Origin of the sequence: Acinetobacter sp. YH12145 (genome assembly GCF_013418335.1) — a bacterium.
In the GTDB taxonomy this organism is placed as follows: domain Bacteria; phylum Pseudomonadota; class Gammaproteobacteria; order Pseudomonadales; family Moraxellaceae; genus Acinetobacter; species Acinetobacter amyesii.
Map to the genome: position 1 here is coordinate 19,816 of NZ_VPCE01000013.1, position 24,569 is coordinate 44,384.

Sequence of the window (24,569 nt, forward strand, 5' to 3'; positions counted from 1 at the left end):
CATCGATTGCGGCTTTTTTATAGGCTTACACTCACCATTTGGCATAGTGCTGCTCAAGTAAACCATATTCATTTAAGAATACAATTTCTTCGCCATCACGTTGAATTGTACCGCTAATTTTTGCCTGCCATTGACTGAACTGACTACCGACCAATCTTAAATTCAGGTTTTCATAGCGCCGCCAACCTGTGCTGACGATCAAATTTAAGCTGTTGTCTAATGAACTAATATTCCATTGATTATCGCCTTGTTGCTGGAACAGCACATCAGACATGGCATATAGATGTCCATTGACCCACAGACAATTTTCATTGCCAAAGCTTTCATTTACACCAGAGGCAAGATTGATCCCAACGCGTCGATTTTGACTATCCCAAAAGTTACACGACAACCAAAACCATGCGGTTTCAGGACGAAGAAAACCACAGGTATCATCTAAAGACACCAATGTCCGGTCATGGAATTGAATGGTTTTGCCTTGCTTATTGATAAAGAAACCTTCACACCCTAACGTCGTCAATTTTTGAGTATAGGTCCAACCATTAATCCCTGTGGGGCTACACATACTCAGCGGATCAGTCCCTGCGCAAAACACTCGAGCGCTCAGTTTGAGTTCGCCATGTTTTGACATTTGAATGTATCGCACACCATTGGCATGCTGAATATCCAGTTGAATCCCTGACTTAATAAAATGACTTTGATTAAATAAAGGTTGTTCATCTAAAACGGTATTACGTGACAGGAAATTAATCGAATTCCATTCCAACACTTCATTCGTAATATGATCATACACATAGACAAAACCGTGCCCCGCCCACGCGATATCGGCAATTGCTAGACCAATCGTATAATGTTCATGCTGAATACAACAAAATTTAAATTTTTTATATTTTAAACGCTTACGCCAACCTTCAAGTCGTTTTCCATACGGTGTCTTATATTCATACTTACTTAAATCGATGCGATTGGGAAGTTCACTAAAACGCCCATAATGCGGCTGTCCATTCGGCCGTATTAAATCCATATACGCCATTCCATTGAGGTTTAAGGTCTAAATCCTGAATGTTATTATGCCTATTATTTAACGCCTGAAAAGACAATCCATCTGATTTCAGGCGAATATCACAAAAAAATATAAAAGCTGACATTTCAGCTCTTAATCATCACAAATGTTCATTTATTAAGATGTAATCATTTTTCCATGAATTTTGTTGGCTATGCGGCGTTTCAACCAATTCGATATAGCGCCCATAGACATGATCAATCGCAATACAATCATCGACATCTAGGGTTCGGTCGGTATGTTGTTTTTGCCAATGTGACTCAAAAAAAGCTTTGCCCCGTTGTTTTGCAACGCTGGCATTTTGTCCTGTCACCAAAACATAACGATGTGATTCACCAAATTCGCGAGCATCATATCCCCCGAGATTAATCAGCCATAATTTTTCATCTTCAGCTCGGGGCGCAGCATCACAAAATTGGATGCGATAATGTCGATTTTCAGTGCTGACTGTATGTACTTGTGCCCAAGCATCAATATGTAAGCCTTTTTGCTCACCAAACCATGCCGTTCTCAGTTGCGGATAAACCTCTTCTAATGCGTTACCCACTGCAAGAATGACGTCATGCACTTCAATATTTGCTCTTGGATGGCGTCCGCCGAGCATCACCATAAATAAACTGGACACAATCTTCCCCCTATTTTGACTTCAACTGCCCACATAGGGCTGAAGCAATTTCAATAAAATCACGCCGCCTAGCGATAGTACTGCATTGTTAACGAAATGAATGAGTAAGACATGCCAAATGTTACGCGTCCACAAATAGATGAGGTTGAGAAATAGGCCTGCCGCCATAAAACTGATGGTCGCAATCAAATCGCCATCGAAATTATGATAATGAATCAAGCCGAATAAGATTGAGTTCAGTAAGACCAAAATCACTCGCCATAGACACGGCTGTACAAACAGCTTTTGCAGCAAGGTATAGCGGAAAATAATATCTTCAAGCAAAGCGGTAAATAATGGCCCAAGGCTGATGATCAGCAAGCTAAAAAACGCAATCGTATTAGGATCAATGGTCGATTCTTTTTCAATGCTCTCTCCCACTGGCAACAGACTGCGTGTAAAAGAAATCACTACTTGTAAGACGACTGCACCGACAACCACCAACAGGCTTGAACGCCAAAAGGCCTGTTTATACTTTTGCCAGTGCGTATACAGCATCGTTTTATAGAGCCAACACACGGCAATAAATAAAATACCGCGAAAGATCGAATCACCCAAAGCAACCTGAGCTGAAACACCAAAATATTGGTCTAAGACATAACTGTTGAACAAGATCAGCGGAAGAATGCACAGCGCAAAAGTATCACGCCATTGCCAATAAATATGGGTTGGAAAGGATTCTGCACGAACCAATTGGGTAAACGTCATTGTTATAAAGTCTTTCTAAAGCAATAAAATTTACACAGTATTGTGATTTATTTCACACTTTTATTCTGCATCAGTTTTGTAGTGATTTGCCTTAATAAAATTTTCAGCCCAAAAAAAATCGCGCGGAATGACTTCTTCGCGATTTTTAATTCACCCTCTCCAAACCTCTCCCAAAGGGAGAGGTTTAAAGGAGTTTACATCTCAACCATTTCCACGCCATCAATGCGGGCAACGGTCATTAAGTCTTTATCACCACGGCCTGATACAGTCGCAATAATGATTTGGTCTTTGTCCATGGTCGGCGCAAGTTTCGTCACATAAGCCATCGCATGTGAGCTTTCCAATGCAGGGATAATACCTTCAATTTGGGTTAAATCACGGAAGCCTTGTAGCGCTTCAGTGTCATTGATTGGCACATAGTTCACACGGTGCATATCTTTGAGGAAACTATGCTCAGGGCCTACACCTGGATAATCTAGACCTGCAGAAATTGAATGTGTTTCAATGATTTGACCTTGATCATCTGACATCAAGTACGTACGGTTACCGTGAAGTACACCGACATGACCTGCGTTTAATGGTGCAGAATGCTTGCCCGTTTCAATGCCGTAGCCTGCCGCTTCAACACCGTACATTTTCACATCTTCATCATTTAAGAATGGATAGAATAAGCCCATTGCATTTGAACCGCCGCCCACACATGCCACCAAGGCATCTGGCAGACGGCCTGCTTGTTCTTGAATCTGTTTACGTGCTTCACGGCCAATGATCGATTGGAAATCACGAACCAATTGCGGATATGGGTGTGGGCCAGCCACAGTACCAATCACATAATAAGTAGAGTCAACATTGGTTACCCAGTCACGCATTGCTTCGTTCATCGCATCTTTCAATGTTTTTGAACCGCTTTCCACAGGTACAACAGTCGCACCCAATAAACGCATACGGTACACGTTCATGGCTTGACGTTTTACGTCTTCCGCCCCCATAAACACCACACACTCAAGGCCTAAACGCGCTGCAATCGTTGCCGTTGCTACACCGTGCTGACCCGCACCTGTTTCGGCAATAATACGTTTTTTACCTGAAAGCTTAGCCAGCAAAGCCTGACCAATGGTGTTATTCACTTTATGTGAACCTGTATGGTTCAGGTCTTCACGTTTTAAATAAATTTGCGCACCACCCAACTCTTTCGACCATCGTTCAGCATAATACAAAGGACTAGGACGACCGACGTAATACGCCAAGTCACGGTCGAATTCTGCCAAAAACTGGGCATCATCTTTCATGCGGAAATAGAGCTTTTCTAAGTCCTTAAGTGCTGCCATTAGAGTTTCTGACACAAAACGCCCGCCATGAATACCGAAATGCCCTTGTGCGTCAGGGAATTGGGTATAGTCAATCTTATTTTGCTGATCCACGATGGACTCCTTGCATAAAGCGTTCTATGAGTTGTTGGTCTTTAATACCTTTTGCCGATTCTACACCACCACTCACATCTACGGCGTAAGCGCCTGTGGTCTGAATCGCATCTTCAATATTGGTCGGAGTTAAACCGCCTGCCAAAATTAAAGGAATATCGAGTTTTGGGAACTGTGCCCAGTCAAAGCTATGCCCTGTACCGCCTTTCAGTTCTGGATGCCATGCATCCAATAGTACGGCGCTTGCCCCAGCCTGTTGAAAGGCTTGGATTTCGGCAATCACATCCAGTTCAGGTTTCATCTGAATGGCTTTATACCAGCGGCGCCCAACGGACTGCGCAATCGTTTGGCACTGTTCAGGGCTTTCATCACCATGAAACTGCAGGATGTCTACAGGCGAATTTTTTAAAATATCCTGTATGTCTGCAGCCGATGCATTCACGAATAAACCGACGGTCTGCACATACGGCGGCACATGCTGAATCAGTTCAGCAGCCTGCACTGCCGTTACACTGCGCGGACTTGGCGCAAAGAATACAAATCCGATCGCATCTACGCCAGCTTGGACGACAGATTGAATATCTTGAATACGTGTAATTCCGCAGATTTTGGCACGGGTTCGCATGTTGTTTTGGCTCTAACTCCGCCCTATTCATAGCCCATCTATGAATATGAAGGCGAATCATTGTAATGCAATTTTCATGCATTGCGTGGATTTTCAGCATGATTACTGCGCAAAAATAAAAAGCCCTGAATGATCAGAGCTTTTTGAATAATTGATTCAATTATTTCATTGCATAACGTAAGGTTAGCCAAGCAGTACGGCCGTCTTGACGGTAGTAATAGTCATCAAATGAGTCATACACGGTGTAATATTCTTTATCAAACATATTGGCAAGTTTGGCTTGTACAGAAAATTCAGGGGTCGCTTGATAGGTTAAACGTACATCTGCTGTCGCAAAACTGCCAAAGCTTGTTGTATTAGCGGCATCCTTATAACGCTGGTCTTCTGCGTGTACAGAGCCACCTAGCGTCCATTTATCCATCGTATAATCTGCAGATACATTCAATAATTGGCCTGCACGACCCGCAATTTGATTACCTTTGGTCGCCCCAGAATTATATTCAGGCTCTTGATAAGTATAGTTTAAGTTCCACGTGAAGTTGCCCAGTGACTGTCCGAACTCAGCTTCCACACCCTTAATTTTTGCTTTTGCAATATTGGTTCCGCCTGAAATCATATTATCAATTTCATTATGGAAGGTAGAAACAGACCAGTTCAGCCATTGCGACCCTTTGAATCCAATTTCAATGTTTTCAGACTCTTCAGGTACTAGATTTGGATTTGACCAACCCGGATAATATAAGTCATTAAATGTCGGTGAGCGGAAAGCTGTACCGTATGAAACAAAAGTGCTGTAGTTGTCATTAAATGAATAACCAACAGCGGCATTGCCTGTGGTGTGATCACCAAACTGTTCGTTATCATCTAAACGAATAGCAGCTTGTAGGTTAACTCGACCAAAATCGCCAAGATATTGCGCATAGTAACCGACATTATCACGCTCTTTTTCATCGTAATTGGTGGTGCTGTCGACTTGATCATTTAAGTAATCCACACCCACCAATAGTGTGTTGTTTGCATTGAAAGATAATGTGTTTAACCAGCTGATGCTGTCTTTTGTGGTATCAAATACACCAGTTGATTTATCTGCACTAAAGGTTTCGTATTTATCTTCTGAACGGCCAAATTTAAGCTGCGTTTTCCAAAGATCTACAGGAGAATAGCTAAAGCCAACGCCATACACATTTTGTTCAACCTTGTTATAAGGATTTAGGTTATATGGACTATCGTAATTTGTTTCGCCATTTACATAGAGAACATTAAAATCAGCTGCAAATTGATCATTAAACTGATGACCCGCTTTAATTGACGCAGAATAGTTTTCATAACCATCTTTATCTTTTTCAGTCGGCAAAGTTGTTACATCTAAACCTTGTGTTTTCAAGCCTGCCAAACTCAGCGTCGCCCAAGAATTATCCTGAAGAATATTCACACCGACATTTGCATCGTAAGTTTCATGTGAACCATACTTGAGCGAAGCAAATGGTTTTACGCCATTTTGCGTCCCTTTACGGGTGAAGATTTGAATCACACCGCCTACAGCTTCAGAACCATATAAACTTGAGCGCGGACCTTTGACCACTTCTACACGTTCAATTTGATCAACTGGCAAATGCTCAAATGAAGTTTGGCCAGAAGTTGCCGAACCCAGTTTTTGACCATCCACCAATACCAATACCGCAGTAGAACCTGTACCACGAATTGAAATACTGGTTGGCTGACCTAAACCACCAGAGTTGGTATACGTTACGCCCGGCACTGTACGAAGCAATTCTTGTAAAGAAGTAAATTGCTTGCGTTCAATTTCTTCACGGTTGATTACGGTGACTGCCGCCAAGGTTTTTTGTGCGTCTTGCTCAACAATATTGGCAACCGTGTTGGTAATCACTGGAAGTTGATAAACTTGGTCTACTGCCATCGCAGCAGAAAGTGGAGATAAAACAAAAAGCGACCCGATAAGAGTCTTAGAAAAAGAATGCATGCTGTATTCCCCGATCGCACCGCCCGTGCGAATAATAAAATGGATAACGCAGGCGGATTCAGGGTCAGCAATGCAAGGCCAATATTGGCGCAATGATGCAATCCCGCTATAACGCCCGCCGCATTATGAATAGGTCTGCATCAGGCCGGTCTCCGGACTTACGTTATGAATAACGATTCACCGTTGCGGGGGCAGTGTCAGATAACAACAGCTCTATACTGCTGGACTGACTTCCCAGTTTCACTTCTCAATTAAGGAAGCACCTGAAGCATGGGCAGATTAGTTTCTGCCCCACAGCAAGTCAAGCTGAATATGCAGCAACACTAAAATGCCCGATAGATTTGATTGTTCGATAAATCGGAGTTCTCTATACTTAAGCCATTCACAACAGTTGGCATGGGAAGTTTCCACAACACTGCCCCCGCAACGGTGTGCAAGCAATGCCTTGCCAGTCCGATACCTGCTCACTGTGTTCTATCACTCAATCATTTACGTGGGGTAAATGCATGGAGCTTTGTATGCCTTTTCCTTTTCAGCCGACTGCTCTTGCAGCTGGCATATCTGCCCTTTGTATTTTTAGCTCCCAAATATCTGTTGCAGCAGATTCCATTGCACAACCTAAATTGGACACCATTGTCGTCACGGCAACACGCTCACAAGAAAAATTAGAAAATGTGCCAGCACGTATTTCCATTATTGATGAGTCGCTCATAGATCAATCACCAATTGCATCATTTCCACATTTATTAATGAGTGATGCTTCTATCAATATGGTGCAGCTGGGTGGCTATGGACAACAAGCTTCATTTTTTTTACGTGGCACAGAGTCAGACCACACTTTGGTATTGCGTGACGGTGTCCGTTTAAATAATGATGCCAGCGGTTTAGCGCCAAATAATTTTATAGATACCACAGACATTAAGCAGATTGAGGTTTTAAAAGGCCCAGCATCTGTCCTTTATGGCACCAATGCCATTGGTGGTGTGGTACAAATCATTAGCAAAACCCCTGAAAAAAATGCAGCTTTTATCAGCGCTGAAATAGGTGAAAATCAAACCTATAAAAGTACTGTCGGGGTAGACCTAGCCAAGCAAGGTTTTTATGCGCAAATTCGTGGACAGCGTTTAGAAACCGACGGCACACTGATTCATGAACATGAAAATGCCAGAGCTTCTAGCTTTAATCAAAAAGGCGTGTCTGCCAAATTTGGCTATGAAGAAACACGCTTTGGCACTTCATTGGATTATTCTGAAAACCAAGGTAATGCTCAATATGAGCAATACAGCTGGAATTCACTGCAATATGAGCAAAAGTCGCAAGATTTTAAAAATCAAATTGCAACCCTGAAGTCACGCTTCAACCCCACAGATCAGCTGACCCTGAATGCTCGCGTGTCTTATTTTAAAGATGAGTTGGAACAGCTCAAAATCTTTGAACAGACCCATTATGAATCCACTGAATATGAACTGACCGCAAAACAGCAAATGACGCCGTCTCAGAACATCATTGCAGGCATTACCCATCGGCAGCTAGAAACATCAACGCTAAAAACTGCAGAGTCTTTTCATCAAGACTTAAACAGTACGGGTTATTATCTACAGCACCAATATCAAACTGATAAATTAAAAACTCAAGCGGGTATTCGTCGTGAAGACCATGAAAAATATGGTCAACACACGGTCGGACAAGTTGCTGCGCGTTATTTTTTCACGCCGTTGTTTAGTAGCTATGCCAATATTGGTACAGCATTTAAAGCGCCAACCATGAACGACTTATATTATGGCGACTATGCAAACCCTGACTTAAAACCCGAAGAAAGTCAATCCTATGAAATTGGGCTAGACCTACAAATGACACCACAACTAAAAACTGGTTTGTCTATCTACAGAACTGAAATTGATAACCTTATTGATTCTGATCCCAACAATAACTGGAAGTTTGCCAATATTGATGCAGTGACCATTCAAGGTTCAGAAGTCTATGTGAATTGGAGCAATGAGGCATTTTTTACAAAGGCCAGTTATAGCTACAATCAAGCAAAAAATGATAAAACAGGTTTGGATTTGAGCCGCCGCCCACGTCAAAAACTGGCATTGTCAGCTGGTTGGGCTGATGAACATTATGGGCTGTCAACAACGCTGAGTGCGAACAGCCATTCAGACAGCAGTAATTATGATGAGGATGTGATCCCTGGACATGCTCAGATTGATTTCAATAGTTATTACCAACCCAACGAGCAACTGCGCTTCTTTGGCAATATTCAAAATGTCGGCGATGTTCAATATAAAACGGCTTCTGCTGGCAATTTCGACGGCAAATTCTATTTAAATGGCGGGCGTTTAGCCTCTATCGGCGTCACTGTTAAATATTAATACACATCACTTTATTCAACTTTTAATCAAAAAATGGACAATTAAAATGGGCCACCGTTTAAGTAAAATTTATACCCGCACAGGCGATTCAGGAACGACAGGTTTAGGCGACGGATCACGTATTGCTAAGGATGATTTACGCATTGAAGCCTTAGGCGATGTCGATGAACTCAATTCAAGCATTGGTATTCTGCGTTCGCACATCGCACTTAGCAGTATTGAAGACAAAGCGACTTGGGATAAATCCCTCAGCCTGATTCAGCATTGGTTATTCGACCTTGGCGGTGAAGTCTGCATTCCAAACTTCAACTTGGTACAACCTGTGTCAATTGAGTTTTTGGAAAATGACATTGACCGTATGAATGAAGCGCTGCCAATGCTCAAAGACTTTATCCTGCCATCAGGAACATTGGTGTGCAGCTTTGCCCATCAAGCTCGTGCAGTTTGCCGCCGTGCAGAACGTCGTTTAATGGCTGTACATAACCGTGACCAGAACATTCAAGCGCCGTCATTGCAGCTACTTAACCGACTCTCTGACTGGTTATTTGTCGCATCGCGTACATTACAACGCGCTGAAGGTGGTTCTGAGGTGCTGTGGCAGAAAAATATTAATGACACGATTGATCAATAAGTTTTGGATTCAAGAATTGCTCAAATCCTTTGACCAATTAAAAGTCTATTTTACATTGAAATAAATTGAAACATTTCGTCCGATCATTCTTGTAATTCAAAATGATCGGCTCAAAATAATAGTGTCATCTCCCTGTCATGCTTACAGGACACTATGTTTTTATCTTTCAATTTTGCAGGCCCTTTATGCGCATAATCGGACACCGTGGCGCTCGTGGCGAAGCACCTGAAAACACCCTTGGCGGTTTTCAATATATTCAAGATTTAGGGATTCGTGCTGTCGAATTTGACGTTCGGCAACTGAAAGATCGTGCCCTAGTGATCATGCATGATGACCAATTTATGCGAACGGCAGGTCAAGATAAACATCTATATGAATGCGAAAGTTCTGAACTAGAACCCTATAACCATGCTGTGACTTGGTCAGAATGGAACAAAGTTGAACCGACGCCTATGCTCGAACAAACGCTTAAAATTATTCATAACTTCGATCATATTGAAGTTGAAGTGAAAGCGGTGAAGACACAAGCTGAAGCTGAAGCGCTGACTGAAACATTAGAACAACAACTTCAAGGCTTTGAACATTCCGCTGTGATTACCAGTTTTGACCCTAAAATTCATCTTGCTTTGCAACAGAAAAAATCTAGCTTCAAACGCGGGCTACTGGTTGAAACAGACGTGAAATTTAAAGCGATTGAACAAGCACTCGAATTGGGTTGTATTCAAATTGGTTGGATGAACCAACTCGCCAATTCAGACATTATTCAGGCCACACAGCAGGCAAAATTAAATGTGAGCGTGTGGACTGTCAACGACGTTGATCGTGCTAAACAGCTTAAAGATTGGGGCATTAACGGCTTAATTACCGACTATCCTAAATTGATGATGCAGCATTTTTAATGCTGCTTTATTCCCCTAGATTTGTGTAATGTACTTCTCGATCAACACGCGGCTTTCTCAACTTATTTATTTTCGTTCTAAAACCAACACAGTTTGACCCCGACTGTTTTGCATCGTCATCTGTTTCGCTTGAATTTGAAACCGTGTTGCGGATTGCAATGCATCTGAAAGTTCAGCCTCTTGAGCCAAAGCCGAATCACAACTGAAATAGCCTGCTCGCGCATTCAAATCAATGCTGTGTTTTAAGGTATCAATCACATAAGTGCCACTGATGTTATTACATCCTGTATTACCTTGAATTTGGCGAAATTGTGAACTGAACTGCAAATAAGGTTGATGATGAAAGAACTTGGCTTTTTGCCCTGCAATTTGCACAATCGTCCACGGAATATCTTGTACCCCATCATTCACGCGAATGACTTTTAATGGCTGTTCAACGCTGTTGCCATGTGACTCCCCTTGTGACTTTGTAGTCACCTTCTGCGTCGGAGAACTTTGACAGGCCATGAGTCCCAGACAACTGATCAGAAAGCCGCCCCAGATACAGTGTTTGACCAAAAGCTGCGGATTATTTTGACGATTTTGCTGTTTTTTTAGCATCTTTTTTACCCCACAAAAAGTCAAATAACTTCAGTCGTATTATGTTACTGTTTAGAACAATACAACTGTACAATAACAGTGGTGAAAACGGGTTTTCCCGTGCTACTATTCTGTACGTTTAAAATCCCTTAAAAAATTAATGGGATTTGTCCTATCTATACCTCCCAAGGTTTCAGGAGTGCTGTTGGAGATGAATGCTCCCCTACCCAAAGCCCCAATGAACTGGATTGCTATTTTTGCATTGGTGTTTTTACCTATTGTCGCAGTTATTGCAATTCCGTTATATGCCATTAATCATGATTTTAGTGCCGCTGCTTGGATCAGTATGTTTGTTTTACTGGGTGTCAGCAGTTTAGGTATTACCGCAGGTTATCACCGCTTATGGGCACACCGTGCTTATGAAGCAACCTTGCCTTTAAAAATCATTTTAATGCTCATGGGTACTTTTGCTGTTCAGAACAGTATTTTGTTCTGGGCTTCAGGTCACCGTACACATCACCGTCATGTAGACGATATTGACCAAGATCCATACTCGATTAATCGTGGTTTCTGGTATGCCCATATCGGGTGGATGCTTCGTGATTATCCAGCAGCAGAACCGAACTACAAAAACGCGCCAGATCTTTTAAAAGATAAAGTCGTTTTGTTCCAAGATAAATACTACATTCCATTGGTGATTGCTGTACATGCAGCGATTTTAGTGCCAATTGGTTGGGCTGTAGGCGATATGTGGGGCGTTCTATTATTGGGCGGTTTAATGCGTCTAATCTTGAGCCATCATGTGACGTTCTTTATTAACTCACTGTGCCACATGTGGGGTAAACGTCCATATACTGACGAAAATACCGCGCGTGATAACTTCTGGTTAGCTATTGCTACTTGGGGTGAGGGTTATCATAACTATCACCATATTTTCCAATACGACTACCGTAATGGTGTGAAATGGTGGCAATACGATCCAACAAAATGGTTGATTTGGAGCTGCTCTAAATTAGGCCTTGCCAAAAATTTACGCCGTATTCCTAGCTTTAATATTAAAAAAGCTGAGTTGGCTATGAAGTTCAAGTATGCGGAACAAGACCTTGCGATCTATGGTCTCAACATGACCGATGATATTGCGACCGCTAAGCAACGTATTTCTCAAGAATATGATGCGTTTTCGCAAACTTTGAATGACTGGGCAAAATTAAAAGAACAGGAAATTCAAGCGAAGAAAACAGCAGTTGCTGAAAAAATTCATCAGATGGATGACAAACTCAAACTTGAATTCCTACAAGTTGAACAGCGTTTGTCACAGCACCGTGAAACACTGAATCAATTGATGCGTAACTTGAAAAAGAAAACCGCTTAATTCTTTTAAGCCTCTCAAATGATAAAGCCTCCCTAGTGGGGGCTTTATTGATTTTAAGCTACAGTTTTTCTATCTGGTCTTTGCTATAGTTTCAACATAGTTTGAATTTTTAAAGATCATTATGCTGTTCAATGCCCGCTATAACACCCTGCCACCTCGCCTGTACCATCATCAGCAGCCTGTACCTTTAAAAGGCGCAAAAGCTGGGCATTTTAATGCCGCTCTTGCAGATGAGCTGCAATGGTCAGAAGCAGATAAACAGGCTTGGGTAGACATCTGTAGCGGACAAAAAACCTTTGCTGAATTTGAACCTTTGGCCATGGTCTATGCAGGTCACCAGTTTGGACAATGGGCAGGCCAATTAGGCGATGGACGCGGCTTATTGATTGCGCAAATCATCGATAAACATGGGCAAACCATTGACCTCCATCTCAAAGGTGCAGGTTCTACACCTTATTCACGCATGGGTGATGGCCGTGCGGTGCTGCGCTCGACCATTCGTGAATATTTGGCAGGACATACGCTGAACAGCTTAGGTGTTGCATCGAGTAATTCAGTAGGTTTTACCAGTTCTGAGCAAGGCGTACAGCGTGAAAAACTCGAGCTTGGCGCGATGATGCTACGTACATCTGACTGTCATATCCGATTGGGACATTTTGAATGGATCAATCAATATCAGGGTGATTTACTACCTGAATTCACGCAAAAATGCATTGAATGGCACTACCCTGAATGCTTGGATGCCGAACAACCGATTTTAGCTTTTGCCACTCAAGTCATTCAGCGTACCGCAGTGATGATTGCCAAATGGCAGCTCATTGGTTTCGCACATGGCGTGATGAATACTGACAATCTGAATATTACTGGTTCAACGCTCGATTTTGGACCTTATGGATTTATGGAGCGCTTCCGTCCAAACTGGATCAATAACCATTCGGACTACCAAGGCCGCTATACCTATCAGCAGCAGCCGAGCATTGGTCATTGGAATCTCTGGCAATGGCTGAATAATCTCGTTCCGCTCTGCCCTACAGACTATGACAAAGAGCAATGGAAAGACGATTTAGCTAAGTGCTTAGAGCATTTTGAACTGACCTTCTTGGAACATTATAAATTGGGCTTAGCTCAGAAAATGGGCCTGCCAAGTTTCCATAAAGACAGCTTCGACTGCGCCATGGCCTTTTTGCGTATTCTGCAAAGTGAGCAGCTGGATTACACGCAAAGCTTTATCCGTCTGCAAAATCATGAATATGAAGCCATTAAAGATGATTGCCTTGACCGACGTGCATTTGAAAGTTTCTTGGCACAATATGAAAGCATCCGTGCGCATCAGGACACCGATGCTTTAGATGCAGCAATGGCACAGGCCAATCCGCAATATATCTTGCGTAACCATATGGCGCAAAAGGCGATTGAGCTTGCTGAACGCAATGATTTTTCAGAAGTTGAGCGTTTGTTTACATTATTGAGCCAACCATTTACTAAACAACCTGACCTAGAAAAAACTGAAGATTTAGGACCTTTACCAAGTGATGTGCCTGAAGTGATGGTCAGCTGCTCGTCTTAAAAAATTATCCACAAATCCACATTTCACTCGAATCAAAATTGTGGATAATTTAAACATTATCCACAATTCAGAAATCGATGGACTGCGAAAGCAGTTTATCCACTAAATTACAATGACAAGAAAAAATATCACGATCTTTAGTTTCGCTACCCTCCTCTGTATTGCGGTAGCCTACTTTGCCTATCAAAAATTTGAAAAATATCTGCCTACACCTGCCAATGCACTGGCCTTTCCACCTGAATTAAGCGATGCACAAATTCAAAAAATTCGCACAGAAACGCCGATCGACAATATTCAGGTACATAAAGCTCAGCGTTATTTGGAATTAAAACATCAGGATCAAGTCATTCGGCGTTACCCGATGCGTCTGGGTTTTCAACCGCTTGGACATAAAGTTCAAGAAGGTGATGGCAAAACGCCTGAAGGCAGCTATATGATTGATTGGCGCAATCCGCAAAGTTCATTTTATAAGTCCTTGCATATCTCTTACCCCAATGCGACCGATAAACAGAAAGCTAAAGATTTAGGGGTTTCTGCAGGTGGTGACATTATGATTCATGGTTCGGCGACCAGTTTACAAATGAAAGCTGCACCACAACTGATGACTTATTTCCCACAAAAAGATTGGACTTGGGGCTGTATTGCAGTGCGTAATATTGATATGGATGAAATTTGGCAATTGGTAAATAATGATACCGTTATTCATATTCATCCTTAGGCTTTAACGCTCAGGCTTATTTTGGTTATCCCTTATGATTGCATTACATGCTGTAGCAGCTAAGACGGCCTTAGCCCTGCCTGAAACCACGTGCAGCCAGCCATTTGGTGAAGGCTGTGATGTGTTTAAGGTGATGGATAAGGTTTTTATGCTGAGTTTTCATTTAGAAGGCAAAGCAGTCATCAATTTAAAAGTGCTGCCAGACAATGGCTCAATGCTTAGAGATATTTATCCCTTTATTCGTGCAGGCTGGCATATGAATAAGCAGCATTGGATTTCTGTATTTGCAGATGAAGAATTGGAAGAAGAACTGCTGCAGGATTTGGTGCTAAATTCTTATGAATTGGTGGTGTCGAAGTTAAAGAAAGGACAACGGCAGAGGATTGAATTGCTCCGTTTAATATGAATACACTAACTACAATTTATAAACATCTAAATTTTTTAATAGATACAATAAGCCTCTTTCATAAATCAAAAAACGAACAGTCTCTTGCTGATTATTTGTACCGAAGAATTTTAAATATTCATGCATAATCTGCGGATGAAATATATCGATTCAAAGAAGCTTTCTGAAACACAGTTTAAGCGATACACCGGCATATCATGGTCAACCTTTGATTTAATGGTTGAACAACTGAAAATGCGTGTTCCTGCTAAAGGTAGACCAACTAAATTGAGCATAGAAGATCAAATCCTTCTGTGCTTAAGTTATTGGCGCGAATACCGAACCTTGTTCCATGTTGCAACAAGTTATGGTGTGTCAGAGCCGACTGCTTCAAGAATTGTCCGTCATGTAGAGGACTGCCTGATCAAGTCCAATTTATTTAATTTACCGAAGCATTTGCCTGAGGGCGAAGGCATCGACTGGAACGTGGTGATTGTTGATGCCACAGAAATTCCAATACAAAGACCTAAAAAAACAGAAGAAAAGCTATAGTGGCAAAAAGAAGGCACATACTTTCAAAGTCCAGGCCATCATTCATTATAGAACTCAGCAAATTCTGAGTTTATGCACTGATCGTGGTGCTGTACATGATTTCGAACTCTTCAAACGAAACTTACATCAGATTCCGGCAGGTGCCTTTATCCTTGCAGATAAAGGCTATCAAGGGATTTATGCAATGTATCCAAATAGCTTGTTGCCATTAAAAGCAAAAAAGCGCTGTAAATTGGATCCAGAACTAAAAATCTATAATCAAGAAATCAACAAAAGAAGAATTGGGGTTGAGCATGTATTTGGTAGTTTAAAAACTTTCAAAATCCTTGCCGAGCGATATCGTAATCGAGGAAAAAGACTGGGCTTAAGATTCAATTTAATTGTGGGAATCTATAATTTAGAGCTGAGCAAAAAATGAATTATGAAAGAAGTCTAATATATTAGCTCTATCAAGACAGTATAGGGCCAATCAAAAATCTCATCATACGTTTAATAGCATCCAAAAAACTTTTAAAATTTCAATCGATCATTCTCCAATTAAAGTTAAAATCCCCACAAGTTTAATAATTAATAATTTTATTTATGCAATTTAGACACGATATCAATGGACTGCGGGCAATAGCTGTATTGGCAGTTGTACTTTTTCACTTTTGTCCACACTGGTTAACTGGTGGTTTTGCTGGTGTAGATGTCTTCTTTGTCATTTCTGGCTTTTTGATGACAGCCATTATTTTTATTGGAATTGAAAAAAATACATTTAATCTATTTAAATTTTATACCGCACGTGCAAACCGAATTATTCCTGTTTTAGCCACGATGACTATCGTTTTAGTCATATTTGGCTGGTTCTATCTAGCCCCTGTTGATTATAAAGATTTAGGGCGACAAATCGAAAAAAGCTCTTTCTTTATCTCCAATATTCTTTTTTCAAAAGGTGGGGGCTATTTCGATACTGCTGAGCATACTAAATGGTTGTTACATACATGGTCTTTGTCTGTTGAGTGGCAATTTTATATATTTTTTCCACTTATCATTTTGATTCTAAAAAAATATTTAAGCCTTCATAATTTAAAACGTGTAGTGCTTGGGCTGTTTTTAGTCAGCTTTATTTATTGTATATATGCAACCTATAAAGACAGCAAAACTGCCTATTTTTTACTGACTAGCCGTGCATGGGAAATGCTCATAGGTGGTTTAGCATTCCTCTATCCTTGGTCCTTAAACACCAAAAAATCACAGCTTATGACCCAGTGCTTAGGGCTCGTGCTGATTCTAGCATCGTATATCTTTATCTCTAAAGATACTCTTTGGCCAGGTTATATGGCGCTTATTCCCGTCCTTGGTGCGTATTTAATTATTGTGAGTCAGTACCAACAGAATGTTTTCATTAACAATCCTGTTTTTAGGCACATTGGTAAATGGTCTTATTCCATCTATGTTTGGCACTGGCCCTTGGTTGTTTTGGGTTTCTATCTTGGCATCGAAAATTGGTGGTTCTATGGAATCCCACTGTCAATTTTATGCGGTTTCTTAAGTTATCACGCTATTGAAAAGCATCGTTTCCCACGCTATTCATCTTGGAAAGAAATTTATAAAGTGAAAGCAATTTATCCCGCTTTATTCCTTTTAGGCTTTGGCCATTTCCTCAAATCTAATGATGGTGTCGATTCGCGACTCCCAGAAGCAGCTAAAATAGCCAACGAAGAAATCAATAACACCAATCCTTATGATTGCGACCAACAAGATTTACATGAATGTGTCATAGGAAACCCAACTAAAATTAAGGCCATTGTTATTGGAGATAGCCATGCTGATGCAATGACCACCTCTGTGGCAACCTCTTTTAATTTGAAAGCTGACGGTATCATTTCATTTACAACTTCTGCCTGCCCATTTCTTCCCAATCTACAGTTTTATAAAGATAAAAGTCCTTGCCCAGAAATTAACCAGAAACGATTGAACTTAATTGCATCCAAAAAATATATAAATATTCCAATAGTTTTCATTGCAAGGTACCCAAGCTACTTAATTGGAGAAAATGACCCTGATATCATGGATACTCAGAGTTCTAAACCTATTGTTTACTTTGATGATAATCCAAACATCACTCAAAAGAATCGAATGATTTCATTTCAAAAAAATCTCACGGAAGTTTTATGTCAAACCTCTAAGACCAACCCTGTTTATATCGTGCAACCGATTCCAGAAGTAGGTTTCAATTTACCGCAAAGAATCATTAAGAATGTATTCTACAAGCGCAATGAAAAAATATTTATTTCGCACGATGCCTATTTAAAAAGATCAGGAGAAATTCGCAAAATTATTCAGGGAAGTGCAGCAAAATGTCAGGCCAAGGTCTTAGACCCTGCATTACTTTTATGTAAAGGAAATGAATGTATTTCTGAATATAAAGGACGCCCGATTTATCGTGATGGTAATCATTTAAGTGAATATGGGAATAAGCTTTTAGTTCCAATGTTTAAAGAAGCCTTCAATCCATAAAATATGAAAGCAGACCTAAATGGCTTTAATTTTTTAAAGTCATTTAGGTCAATTTACAAACTAAAATTTAAAATCTATTTGCTTCTAAAGGCAATTTCTTCAAACGCTTTCAACATCGTTGTTAAACAACTTTACTTTAAAAGGCTCTTCTCTAAGCCTTTCTTATCTTAAACCTTCTTTGCTTGCATCACTTTAAACAGCACATATAGCAGTAAAATCCATACGGGCTGCATCAGCACCGACAGCATAAAACCCTGATTCCACATGATGTACAAAATCATCAGCATGAACACCAAAACAAAGTAGTTGGTGAACGGTGCAAATAATGCAGGAAACTTAGTTTGTATGCCCTGCTGCTGCATCGCTTTTCTAAACTTCAAATGAATCAAGCTGATCAGCATCCAATTCAGCACCGCAGCGCTCACCACGATATAAATCAAATAACTCAATGCTTTTTCAGGTAAGAAATAATTCAGCAGCACACAGCCAAAAATCAGCAAAGCAGAAAATAAAACTGCAGCAATCGGTGTCCCGTGCTTATTCACCTGTTTAAAGGCTTTTGGCGCATTGCCCTGTTCTGCCAAACCGAGCAGCATGCGGCTATTGGCATACATGCCGCTATTACAGACCGAAACGGATGCCGTCAAAATAATAAAATTCAGCAAATGCGCCGCCCAATCAATCCCCATCTGATTAAAAATCATCACAAAAGGACTATGATCCAAACCGCCAAGTTTCAACTGATTCCACGGCACCAGCGACAGCAGTACTGCCAAGGAACAGATATAAAATAAAAACACGCGGATTACAGTCTGATTCACTGCTTTGGGAATGTTTTGATCTGGATTTTCAGTTTCAGCTGCCGCCATGCTGATCAGTTCAATGCCGCCAAAAGCAAACATCATAAAGGCCAGCATATAGAATAAGCCTTCAAAACCATGCGGGAAAAAGCCGCCATGTACCCATAAATTGCTAATCGAAGCGGTAGAATCTGCGCCTGTTGTAAGTAGCAGATACACACCAAAAATAATCATGGCAACAATCGCCACAACCTTAATCATCGACAGCCAAAATTCAGATTCTGCATACAGTTTTACATTGGCTAAATTGGCTAGCGTAATCACTGCAAAAAATACTAAAACCGAAACCCAAGTAGGCACATGCGGCCACCAGTAATTGACATATTTACCTATCGCTGTCAGTTCGGTCATCACCACTAAAATATACAGAATCCAGTAGTTCCAGCCCGTTAAAAAGCCCGCAAACTTGCCCCAATATTTAAAAGCAAAATGACTGAATGAACCTGTGACTGGCTCTTGTACAATCATCTCGCCCAGCTGGCGCATAATGAGAAAGGCAATTAACCCGCCAATCAAATAACCCAAAATGATCGAAGGCCCTGCAGACTCAATAATATGCGCAGAACCTAAAAATAGCCCTGTACCAATCGCCCCGCCCATAGCAATCAGCTGAATATGGCGGTTCTTTAATCGGCGCTGTAGTTGAGGCATTTCGCTGCTCACAACATGTTCTCATCTTATAAAAAAGTGGATTGTAGCCTGTGCATCCGCTAAGAACTACATCTTGATATCCAACAATTTTAACTTAAAGGTATTTTTACAGATCAGATGAGCATCAAATGTAAAGTTTTATTGATTGGTTTAAATAACTTAGGTCAAGACAATCTTTTGCCTATTTTTTTCAAATTTATACTTTTATTGAATATTTTTGAGGCTTCATCACACAGCAATATGCCCTACATCATAAAAACAGCGCCCAATTGAGCGCTGTTTTAAAAGCGAATCCGCAGTGATTGATCACTTATATGTAACTTACTGATGTTACGCAGTAACACCAGAAGTGCAATTTGATTCAAATAAAACAGCGATACGCGGTAACGTCATCCGCAAGTGTTTGAGACAGGACTACTTCTAATCAAAAATGTTTTTGCGATGCTTTGAATAATTTGACGGTAGTGAACGAGTTTTGCGGATGACAATGGTTTTGGGTACTTTTGCCGAAACAAAAGTACCTCCAGCCGAAGGCTAATCCCTTTATTCAATCCTTAGATGTAAGACTCCGTCGAATAGACTTAAAAATCATTTTAAAAGTGCATAAGTACTTTTACGTGCGTAACATCAGTAACTTAGATAATTAACATCTATAAGTGCTTATTTACGCTGTGGCTCGTCAGCCCACCGTGCATAACTCTTCGTGCTTTTCAACAAAACGCCCGCTTGTTTTGCAGCGACGCCACTATAGTCCTGAGAGAAACTATCTGAATTTTCATCAAAACTCGCACCATCAAATAATGGGAAAGTTCCGGCTTTTTTCTGTATCACCACATCATCAATCATCCAACCGCGGAAACCGTTATAAAGTTGATCGACCGTTTTGAATTGGAATTTCAGTTGAACATTGGCCTTGCCTGCATATTCATCCAATGAAATTGCTTCTTGCTGAACAGCAGCCGGCGCGAGGTTAAAGCCTAAATTACTGTATGGAATCGGCGCGCGCTCATATGCAGAGGACGGATCTGCCAACGGGTTTAATCGAGCCAAGGTCTTAAAGCTGTTGCCACCGTCTGTAGAAACTAAAATATTCATCAAATCGAACCCTTGATTATTTGGATTGACCGACTCAATTTCCCACCATGTTTTAAAGCTTAAACTCAAAGGCGCTTGATACTGGCTTAGATTAATGGCAGGTGAGATTAACTCACCCATATTATGGGTATTAGATGTTCCGCCATCAAACTCTGGAGCCAAAGATGAATCACTTAAAGCGCCAATAAAGTTGCCATTTACTTTGTCGCCATACCAATATGCCGTATTACCTTGCAGTGGCTCAGGCACCTTGCCTTGACTTTGGTCATTCGGCGCTAAGCGTACACGCTGATTCACTTGATTATTACGGATGTTGTGACCTTTGTTTAGCAACTGCCAATCAACATTGGCCACACTTGGCTGTGACCTTGTCCATGCATTGCGAGTAGCAGAATCCGCTTCAAAAGTTTCACGCCATACCGCATCTACAGATGCTGTTTCAGGCAGCACTTCAAATTGATAGCCCGATGCAGAAGAAGCAATGACCGTAACTTTTTTCGTAATAGTGTTAATTCCTGCACCGTTAATGGTAAGCGTGGCATTTTTCAATGCTTCAAGCAGCGCACTGGATACATTAAATGAAAGCGTGAAATATCCATTGGCATCAGTCAAAGCACTAACAAATGCGCCATTGGTCGCTGTACCGCCAGACAATGACACTTGCGCATTCGCCAAAGGCTTCCCTTTAAAAATCACTTGACCAGACAATGTTCCGACCACTGCATCATTGACTGGTGCATCACTTAGTGTCTGACAGTCTTGGTCTAAGCAGTTGAGAACCACATTCAACACAATGCTCTTATTGGTATTTTTAGGATGGATCAAGAATGCCGAAACTGCAGACTGTCCATTTTTAGTGACCAAAACATAATATGTGCCTGCAGCCAATTTAGGCAGTTTAACGATGCCTTGAGCATTCGCAAGGTAACTTTGACCTTTAAAATGAGTCGCTGTCGGTAAACTGTTGATCGGTGGAAAGAACTGCTCAGAATCATCCGCTGTAATTGTATTCGTTGCTATTTTCTGACTGCCTGCTTGTACTTTCTGCCATTCTTCATCAGTTAAAATCTGAATCGACGCAGCATTTAAAGCAAGATTATTCACATCCAACAGCGTCAGCTCTTCTACACTTTTTTGTACCATAGCATCGGCGACTGGCTCTGGCGGTACACTCCCTGTCTCGTCACGATCACTACCACCACATGCCGTTAAACCCAAGACACCCGTGACCATTATTATTGCAAATACGCTATTTTTCATCTGTTCTGCCCTCTGGCTGTTCCATTTTTAAAAATTGTTATGTCTACATTGAACTCTGCCAGCTCAAACATACTGGTGAATATTCCAGCAAAATAATAACCAATTTCCATTAAATGCGCAAATTTCGCATTTTAAGTCTTTATGGCTTTCGGTTCTTCTTGTATTTAAAATTAATGCAACTAGCTATACACGTAGCAAAAAAAAACAGGCCGAAGCCTGTCCTTTCAGTATTTACAATCTATTTTAATCTTCTGGATATTCAAAACGATAACCAACGCCATACACGGCTTGAATCCACTCATGACGGTTGCCGGTTTCCGCTGCATCTGAAATCTTACGACGTAAATTTTTAATATGACTATCAATCACACGGTCAGCCACTTCAAAACTGTCTGGGTTAATATGATCCAGTAACTGCGCACGTGAATACACCTGCCCTACATGCTCTAAAAACAACTCTAGTAAACGAAACTCTGTTGGCGTTAAGCTCAACGCTTTTTGTTGATACCAAATGCGTTGCTGTGCTTTGTCCATACGGAATAAATCATTCACCTCTGGCTCTGCTTTACGTTCTAAACGACGTAATACTGCTTGCACACGTGCCACCAATTCTTTCGGACTAAACGGTTTGCAGACATAATCGTCAGCACCCATATTAAGCCCCAATACACGGTCAATTTCTTCAGTGCGTGCAGTCACCATAATAATCGGCAAATCAGACTGCTCACGGACTTTACGGCAAATGGTTAAGCCATCCATACGTGGCACCATTAGGTCCAAAATCATTAGACTCGGCTTACGCTGCGTGAAGCTCTCATAGGCTTCTTGACCATCATGAAACATGCTGACTTCAAAGCCTGCAGCCTCTAGATAATCACGCACTAGCTGTGCAAGTTCCACTTCATCTTCAACCAACATGATATGTTTCATGCATGCTTCCTTTTAATATTTCATCTGTTGGGGAAATGTCAATTTGCAACGCAAACCGCCCAATGGAGAATGATCAAAACTCAACTCTCCACCCAATGCTCTAGCTATTTTTACGGATAACGCCAATCCTAATCCTGTACCACCAGTTGCACGCGTACGTGAATCATCCACACGATAGAAACGCTCACCTAAACGTGCCAACTGTTCATCAGTTAAACCAAATGGGCTATCATCAACATACACGGTCCACTGGGTTTCATCTTGCTCAGTATGAACATGCACTTCACCACCAGCTTCCGTATAACGAATACTGTTACCCAATAAGTTGACCATAATCTGTTTAAAACGGTCTATATCTAATTGTAATGAAGTCCCTTCGCCCATTGCGGTAATTTTCAAATCTGCTTGCTCAAACTTCGGCTTAAAGCTTTCAACTTCCTGCACAACGACATCCCACGGATTAATCGTAGTGAGATAACAATTTAATTGCTGTGCATCAGCTTGCGCCAAATCTGCCAAATCTTTGGTCAATTTTTTCAAACTACTGACTTGATTCAGCATCGAAGTAAAATGTTCAGGCGTTGGTTTGCGGATGCCATCTTGCATCGCTTCAATCTGTGCCTGTAATACTGCTAAAGGTGTTTTTAATTCATGTGAAGTATCGGCCACCCATTGACGACGTGAGGTTTCATGCTGATCGAGAATTACGGCCAACTGATTCAATTCATTCGATAAATCACCAAGCTCATCATTACGGTTCACCGCAACTTGATGTTGATAATTGCCCTTAGTTAATTCACGTGTTCCCATTAACAAACGCTGAATCGGTTTTTTAAAGTATGTTGCCAATAACAATGCTGCAATCAAACTTGCAATAAACGTAAGCGCATAAACCAATAATAAATAACGTTTTTGCTTACTAAAGAAGTTAATACTGATCGCATCATCTTGATCGAGGACAGGTTTGAGCCCCAAATATCCCACGATTTGATTATTCACCATAATCGGACGATAAGAGATTTGTTCATCTGTCGGCTCACCCACAACAAATTGGCGATGTGCATCATATAAAGATAAACGCGAACTCAAGCCCAAGCGGTCAGGCATTTGGATAAATTGTTTCTTACCACCATTATTACTGTTACTTTGTGAGGATTGATCTGCATCTTTTTCATCTGTGTTCGACTCTTTTGGACGGAATACATTTTGGTTCGTACTTAAAGGAAATTTTAAACCTTCAAAGGGTTGGAACTCAGATGGTAAGTTTTGTTCCAGCCATTTCAGCTCTTCAATTTTTTGCTCTGCCGTTTGCTGTGGTGTTGCCAGCATCGATGCTGCATTCAAACTATGATCTTGAAAATAGCGCTGCTGCAATGCAATGTCATATTGACGACGTAACCACCACCGAGAGAGACGATCATAGTCATCTGGTGCTGCCTGCCCTTCAATTTGCAGAATCTGTGCCTGAATCGCATTGCCCCAATCATGATAGACCGTATACACATCGGCTAAATTTTCAATGACATGGTCAAGCTTTTGCATCTCGACATCGGCCACATATTTGGTGAAATTACGCTGCATATTCCAATGCAAAACGCCAAGACTTACCGTTGTGATGACGAGCGTCGTCAACAGCACAGTCAGAAACAAGCGTAGGGCAATCGGGATACGACGTATTTTCAAAAGAGAGCTCTCATTTTTCTTCTATATTCATTATTGTAGCGAACACGCAAC

At 41.2% G+C, this 24,569-nt stretch carries 21 protein-coding genes and 1 riboswitch; of the genes, 10 read left to right on the forward strand and 11 right to left on the reverse strand.

What is annotated here, in order from left to right:
- Positions 1-31: 31 nt before the first annotated feature.
- From FTU80_RS12945 to FTU80_RS12970, 6 genes are all read right to left on the reverse strand, one after another.
- Positions 32-1,024, reverse strand: coding sequence for a DUF2804 domain-containing protein (locus tag FTU80_RS12945; protein ID WP_180022405.1), 993 nt, complete (start codon positions 1,022-1,024; stop codon positions 32-34).
- Between the two features lie 139 nt (positions 1,025-1,163).
- Positions 1,164-1,688 (reverse strand): DUF1543 domain-containing protein, encoded by a 525-nt coding sequence (locus tag FTU80_RS12950; RefSeq protein ID WP_180085473.1) that lies wholly within the window; start codon positions 1,686-1,688, stop codon positions 1,164-1,166.
- A 21-nt stretch (positions 1,689-1,709) separates the two neighbouring features.
- Entirely contained in the window at positions 1,710-2,435 is a 726-nt protein-coding gene (locus FTU80_RS12955) for a CPBP family intramembrane glutamic endopeptidase (protein ID WP_180085475.1), read from the reverse strand.
- 194 nt (positions 2,436-2,629) lie between these two features.
- The gene (gene trpB, locus FTU80_RS12960; RefSeq protein WP_180024528.1) at positions 2,630-3,856 is read right to left on the reverse strand and encodes a tryptophan synthase subunit beta; all 1,227 of its coding nucleotides are present in this window, start codon (positions 3,854-3,856) and stop codon (positions 2,630-2,632) included.
- The gene (locus tag FTU80_RS12965) at positions 3,840-4,481 is read right to left on the reverse strand and encodes a phosphoribosylanthranilate isomerase (RefSeq protein WP_180085477.1); all 642 of its coding nucleotides are present in this window, start codon (positions 4,479-4,481) and stop codon (positions 3,840-3,842) included. Before FTU80_RS12965 ends, trpB begins: the two co-directional genes overlap by 17 nt.
- A 160-nt stretch (positions 4,482-4,641) precedes the next feature.
- Positions 4,642-6,462 (reverse strand): TonB-dependent receptor domain-containing protein, encoded by a 1,821-nt coding sequence (locus FTU80_RS12970; protein ID WP_180085479.1) that lies wholly within the window; start codon positions 6,460-6,462, stop codon positions 4,642-4,644.
- Between the two features lie 125 nt (positions 6,463-6,587).
- A riboswitch (cobalamin riboswitch) is annotated at positions 6,588-6,744 on the reverse strand.
- Positions 6,745-6,980: 236 nt separating this feature from the next.
- On the opposite strand from FTU80_RS12970, the gene FTU80_RS12975 reads away from it, so the two are divergent.
- The 3 genes from FTU80_RS12975 (at position 6,981) to FTU80_RS12985 (ending at position 10,364) form a co-directional block, all read left to right on the forward strand.
- Positions 6,981-8,834 (forward strand): TonB-dependent siderophore receptor, encoded by a 1,854-nt coding sequence (locus tag FTU80_RS12975; RefSeq protein ID WP_180085482.1) that lies wholly within the window; start codon positions 6,981-6,983, stop codon positions 8,832-8,834.
- A 46-nt stretch (positions 8,835-8,880) separates the two neighbouring features.
- Positions 8,881-9,465, forward strand: a complete 585-nt coding sequence (locus FTU80_RS12980; RefSeq protein WP_180085485.1) for a cob(I)yrinic acid a,c-diamide adenosyltransferase — start codon at positions 8,881-8,883, stop codon at positions 9,463-9,465.
- Positions 9,466-9,650: 185 nt separating this feature from the next.
- Positions 9,651-10,364: a glycerophosphodiester phosphodiesterase gene (locus tag FTU80_RS12985; RefSeq protein WP_180085487.1), complete on the forward strand. Its 714-nt coding sequence runs from the start codon at positions 9,651-9,653 to the stop codon at positions 10,362-10,364.
- 66 nt (positions 10,365-10,430) lie between these two features.
- On the opposite strand, the gene FTU80_RS12990 is transcribed toward FTU80_RS12985, so the two are convergent.
- Positions 10,431-10,964: an META domain-containing protein gene (locus tag FTU80_RS12990; RefSeq protein ID WP_180085490.1), complete on the reverse strand. Its 534-nt coding sequence runs from the start codon at positions 10,962-10,964 to the stop codon at positions 10,431-10,433.
- A gap of 190 nt (positions 10,965-11,154) precedes the next feature.
- On the opposite strand from FTU80_RS12990, the gene FTU80_RS12995 reads away from it, so the two are divergent.
- The 7 genes from FTU80_RS12995 (at position 11,155) to FTU80_RS13020 (ending at position 18,039) form a co-directional block, all read left to right on the forward strand.
- Positions 11,155-12,315 carry an acyl-CoA desaturase gene (locus FTU80_RS12995; protein WP_078191233.1) on the forward strand — a complete coding sequence of 387 codons (1,161 nt, stop codon included), beginning with the start codon at positions 11,155-11,157 and terminating at the stop codon, positions 12,313-12,315.
- A gap of 121 nt (positions 12,316-12,436) precedes the next feature.
- A complete protein-coding gene (locus FTU80_RS13000; protein WP_180085492.1) occupies positions 12,437-13,882 on the forward strand; it encodes a YdiU family protein in 1,446 nt (481 codons plus the stop codon).
- Between the two features lie 112 nt (positions 13,883-13,994).
- Positions 13,995-14,600 (forward strand): murein L,D-transpeptidase family protein, encoded by a 606-nt coding sequence (locus FTU80_RS13005; RefSeq protein ID WP_180085494.1) that lies wholly within the window; start codon positions 13,995-13,997, stop codon positions 14,598-14,600.
- Between the two features lie 34 nt (positions 14,601-14,634).
- Positions 14,635-15,006: an MmcQ/YjbR family DNA-binding protein gene (locus FTU80_RS13010; RefSeq protein WP_218949048.1), complete on the forward strand. Its 372-nt coding sequence runs from the start codon at positions 14,635-14,637 to the stop codon at positions 15,004-15,006.
- Positions 15,007-15,126: 120 nt separating this feature from the next.
- Positions 15,127-15,537: a transposase family protein gene (locus tag FTU80_RS16330; protein WP_218949049.1), complete on the forward strand. Its 411-nt coding sequence runs from the start codon at positions 15,127-15,129 to the stop codon at positions 15,535-15,537.
- Complete coding sequence (locus FTU80_RS16335; RefSeq protein ID WP_218949054.1) at positions 15,485-15,955, forward strand: transposase family protein; 471 nt, start codon at positions 15,485-15,487, stop codon at positions 15,953-15,955. Before FTU80_RS16330 ends, FTU80_RS16335 begins: the two co-directional genes overlap by 53 nt.
- A gap of 164 nt (positions 15,956-16,119) precedes the next feature.
- Entirely contained in the window at positions 16,120-18,039 is a 1,920-nt protein-coding gene (locus tag FTU80_RS13020; RefSeq protein WP_180085496.1) for an acyltransferase family protein, read from the forward strand.
- 167 nt (positions 18,040-18,206) lie between these two features.
- On the opposite strand, the gene FTU80_RS13025 is transcribed toward FTU80_RS13020, so the two are convergent.
- The 4 genes from FTU80_RS13025 to baeS form a co-directional block, all read right to left on the reverse strand.
- On the reverse strand, positions 18,207-19,562 hold the full coding sequence (locus FTU80_RS13025) for an amino acid permease (RefSeq protein WP_180085498.1): 1,356 nt from the start codon (positions 19,560-19,562) through the stop codon (positions 18,207-18,209).
- A gap of 648 nt (positions 19,563-20,210) precedes the next feature.
- On the reverse strand, positions 20,211-21,905 hold the full coding sequence (locus FTU80_RS13030) for a carboxypeptidase regulatory-like domain-containing protein (protein WP_180085500.1): 1,695 nt from the start codon (positions 21,903-21,905) through the stop codon (positions 20,211-20,213).
- 243 nt (positions 21,906-22,148) lie between these two features.
- Positions 22,149-22,835 (reverse strand): response regulator, encoded by a 687-nt coding sequence (locus FTU80_RS13035; RefSeq protein ID WP_111885370.1) that lies wholly within the window; start codon positions 22,833-22,835, stop codon positions 22,149-22,151.
- 12 nt (positions 22,836-22,847) lie between these two features.
- Positions 22,848-24,518 carry a sensor histidine kinase efflux regulator BaeS gene (gene baeS / locus FTU80_RS13040; RefSeq protein ID WP_180085502.1) on the reverse strand — a complete coding sequence of 557 codons (1,671 nt, stop codon included), beginning with the start codon at positions 24,516-24,518 and terminating at the stop codon, positions 22,848-22,850.
- Between the last annotated feature and the right edge of the window lie 51 nt (positions 24,519-24,569).

Bases quoted from the DNA above. Each gene is read 5' to 3' on its own strand.
- FTU80_RS12965 (WP_180085477.1), bottom strand. From the start codon at position 4,481: ATGCGAACCCGTGCCAAAATCTGCGGAATTACACGTATTCAAGATATT.
- FTU80_RS13020 (WP_180085496.1), top strand. From the start codon at position 16,120: ATGCAATTTAGACACGATATCAATGGACTGCGGGCAATAGCTGTATTG.
- FTU80_RS12975 (WP_180085482.1), top strand. From the start codon at position 6,981: ATGCCTTTTCCTTTTCAGCCGACTGCTCTTGCAGCTGGCATATCTGCC.
- FTU80_RS13035 (WP_111885370.1), bottom strand. From the start codon at position 22,835: ATGAAACATATCATGTTGGTTGAAGATGAAGTGGAACTTGCACAGCTA.
- FTU80_RS13000 (WP_180085492.1), top strand. From the start codon at position 12,437: ATGCTGTTCAATGCCCGCTATAACACCCTGCCACCTCGCCTGTACCAT.
- FTU80_RS12990 (WP_180085490.1), bottom strand. From the start codon at position 10,964: ATGCTAAAAAAACAGCAAAATCGTCAAAATAATCCGCAGCTTTTGGTC.
- FTU80_RS12955 (WP_180085475.1), bottom strand. From the start codon at position 2,435: ATGACGTTTACCCAATTGGTTCGTGCAGAATCCTTTCCAACCCATATT.
- FTU80_RS13010 (WP_218949048.1), top strand. From the start codon at position 14,635: ATGATTGCATTACATGCTGTAGCAGCTAAGACGGCCTTAGCCCTGCCT.
- FTU80_RS13005 (WP_180085494.1), top strand. From the start codon at position 13,995: ATGACAAGAAAAAATATCACGATCTTTAGTTTCGCTACCCTCCTCTGT.
- FTU80_RS12980 (WP_180085485.1), top strand. From the start codon at position 8,881: ATGGGCCACCGTTTAAGTAAAATTTATACCCGCACAGGCGATTCAGGA.
- FTU80_RS16335 (WP_218949054.1), top strand. From the start codon at position 15,485: ATGCCACAGAAATTCCAATACAAAGACCTAAAAAAACAGAAGAAAAGC.
- FTU80_RS12995 (WP_078191233.1), top strand. From the start codon at position 11,155: ATGAATGCTCCCCTACCCAAAGCCCCAATGAACTGGATTGCTATTTTT.
- FTU80_RS16330 (WP_218949049.1), top strand. From the start codon at position 15,127: ATGCATAATCTGCGGATGAAATATATCGATTCAAAGAAGCTTTCTGAA.
- FTU80_RS13030 (WP_180085500.1), bottom strand. From the start codon at position 21,905: ATGAAAAATAGCGTATTTGCAATAATAATGGTCACGGGTGTCTTGGGT.
- FTU80_RS12985 (WP_180085487.1), top strand. From the start codon at position 9,651: ATGCGCATAATCGGACACCGTGGCGCTCGTGGCGAAGCACCTGAAAAC.
- FTU80_RS12945 (WP_180022405.1), bottom strand. From the start codon at position 1,024: ATGGATTTAATACGGCCGAATGGACAGCCGCATTATGGGCGTTTTAGT.
- FTU80_RS12970 (WP_180085479.1), bottom strand. From the start codon at position 6,462: ATGCATTCTTTTTCTAAGACTCTTATCGGGTCGCTTTTTGTTTTATCT.